The sequence below is a fragment of the Scopulibacillus daqui genome (assembly GCF_016908855.1).
Classification (GTDB): domain Bacteria; phylum Bacillota; class Bacilli; order Bacillales; family Sporolactobacillaceae; genus Scopulibacillus_A; species Scopulibacillus_A daqui.
Genome location: NZ_JAFBER010000047.1, coordinates 1 through 2,823, shown reverse-complemented (window position 1 = coordinate 2,823; position 2,823 = coordinate 1). Strand labels below are relative to the sequence as shown.

The 2,823-nt window shown below is 54.6% G+C and carries 1 rRNA gene; it reads right to left on the bottom strand.

The features are described 5' to 3' along the window. A 23S ribosomal RNA gene (locus tag JOD45_RS16140) occupies nt 1-2,822 on the bottom strand; the annotation flags it as partial. Nucleotide 2,823: the final 1 nt, after the last annotated feature.

The following is a 2,823-nucleotide window of genomic DNA, read 5'->3' as shown; positions in this document are numbered from 1 at the left end:
CATCATGGGAAATCTCATCTTGAGGGGGGCTTCATGCTTAGATGCTTTCAGCACTTATCCCGTCCACACATAGCTACCCAGCGGTGCTCCTGGCGGAACAACTGGTACACCAGCGGTGTGTCCATCCCGGTCCTCTCGTACTAAGGACAGCTCCTCTCAAATTTCCTGCGCCCACGACGGATAGGGACCGAACTGTCTCACGACGTTCTGAACCCAGCTCGTGTACCGCTTTAATGGGCGAACAGCCCAACCCTTGGGACCAACTTCAGCCCCAGGATGCGATAAGCCGACATCGAGGTGCCAAACCTCCCCGTCGATGTGGACTCTTGGGGGAGATAAGCCTGTTATCCCCAGGGTAGCTTTTATCCGTTGAGCGATGGCCCTTCCATGCGGTGCCACCGGATCACTAAGCCCGACTTTCGTCCCTGCTCGACTTGTAGGTCTCGCAGTCAAGCTCCCTTATGCCTTTGCACTCTGCGAATGATTTCCAACCATTCTGAGGGAACCTTTGGGCGCCTCCGTTACCTTTTAGGAGGCGACCGCCCCAGTCAAACTGCCCACCTGACACTGTCTCCGAACCGGATCACGGTTCCGGGTTAGAATGTCAATACCGTCAGGGTAGTATCCCACCGGCGCCTCCACCGAACCTGGCGGTCCGGCTTCCAAGGCTCCTACCTATCCTGTACAAACGATACCAACATCCAATATCAAGCTGCAGTAAAGCTCCATGGGGTCTTTCCGTCCTGTCGCGGGTAACCTGCATCTTCACAGGTACTATAATTTCACCGGGTCTCTCGTTGAGACAGTATCCAAGTCGTTGCACCTTTCGTGCGGGTCGGAACTTACCCGACAAGGAATTTCGCTACCTTAGGACCGTTATAGTTACGGCCGCCGTTTACTGGGGCTTCGATTCAGAGCTTCTCCAAAAGGATAACCCTTCCTCTTAACCTTCCAGCACCGGGCAGGTGTCAGCCCCTATACGTCACCTTTCGGTTTAGCAGAGACCTGTGTTTTTGCTAAACAGTCGCTTGGATCTTTTCACTGCGGCACGCCTGGGCTATGCACCCTGGCATGCACCCCTTCTCCCGAAGTTACGGGGTCATTTTGCCGAGTTCCTTAACGAGAGTTCTCCCGAGCGTCTTAGGATTCTCTCCTCGCCTACCTGTGTCGGTTTGGGGTACGGGCACCTTAAGACTCGCTAGAGGCTTTTCTTGGCAGTGTAGGATCGGGTGCTTCGCTACTAAAATTTCACTCCTCATCACCGCTTGGCCTTAAGATGACGGGATTTGCCTCATCATCAGCCTCACGGCTTGAACGCGCACATCCAGCCGCGCGCCAGCCCTACCTTCCTGCGTCCCCCCATCACTCAAACGTCATAAGGTGGTACAGGAATATCAACCTGTTGTCCATCGCCTACGCCTTCCGGCCTCGGCTTAGGTCCCGACTAACCCTGAGCGGACGAACCTTCCTCAGGAACCCTTAGGCTTTCGACGGAGGGGATTCTCACCCCTCTTTTCGTTACTCATACCGGCATTCTCACTTCTAAGCGCTCCAACAGACCTCCCGGTCTGACTTCACAGCCCTTAGAACGCTCCCCTACCATGACAAAAGTCATCCACAGCTTCGGTGATACGTTTAGCCCCGTTACATTTTCGGCGCAGCGCCACTCGACCAGTGAGCTATTACGCACTCTTTCAATGATGGCTGCTTCTAAGCCAACATCCTGGTTGTCTAAGCAACGCCACATCCTTTGCCACTTAACGTATACTTTGGGACCTTAGCTGGTGGTCTGGGCTGTTTCCCTCTTGACGACGGATCTTATCACTCGCCGTCTGACTCCCGAACATAAGTCATTGGCATTCGGAGTTTGACTGAACTCGGTAATCCTGTGGGGACCCCTCATCCAATCAGTGCTCTACCTCCAAGACTCTCAGTTCGAGGCTAGCCCTAAAGCTATTTCGGGGAGAACCAGCTATCTCCGTGTTCGATTGGCATTTCACCCCTACCCACACCTCATCCCCGCATTTTTCAACATGCGTGGGTTCGGGCCTCCATTCAGTGTTACCTGAACTTCACCCTGGACATGGGTAGATCACACGGTTTCGGGTCTGCGACCACAAACTCAATCGCCCTGTTCAGACTCGCTTTCGCTGCGGCTCCGCCTCTTCGGCTTAACCTTGCTTGGGATCGCAACTCGCCGGTTCATTCTACAAAAGGCACGCCGTCACCCTCAAGGGGCTCCGACTACTTGTAAGCACACGGTTTCAGGTTCTCTTTCACTCCCCTCCCGGGGTGCTTTTCACCTTTCCCTCACGGTACTGGTTCACTATCGGTCACTAGGGAGTATTTAGCCTTGGGAGATGGTCCTCCCGGATTCCGACGGGGTTTCACGTGTCCCGCCGTACTCAGGATCCACTCAGGAGGGCTGGGGGTTTTGGCTACAGGGCTGTTACCTCCTATGGCTGGCCTTTCCAGACCGATTCGCCTACACCCAGCCTTTCTGACTCCGTATAGAGTGTCCTACAACCCCAAGGGGACAAGCCCCTTGGTTTGGGCTGTTTCCTTTTCGCTCGCCGCTACTCGGGAAATCGCATTTGCTTTCTCTTCCTCCGGGTACTTAGATGTTTCAGTTCCCCGGGTCTGCCCGCCATATCCTATGGATTCAGATATGGCTCCTGCCCGTTAGGGGCAGGGGGTTTCCCCATTCGGAAATCTCCGGATCAAAGCTTACTTACAGCTCCCCGAAGCATATCGGTGTTCGTCCCGTCCTTCATCGGCTCCTAGTGCCAAGGCATCCACCGTGCGCCCTTAACAACTTAACCA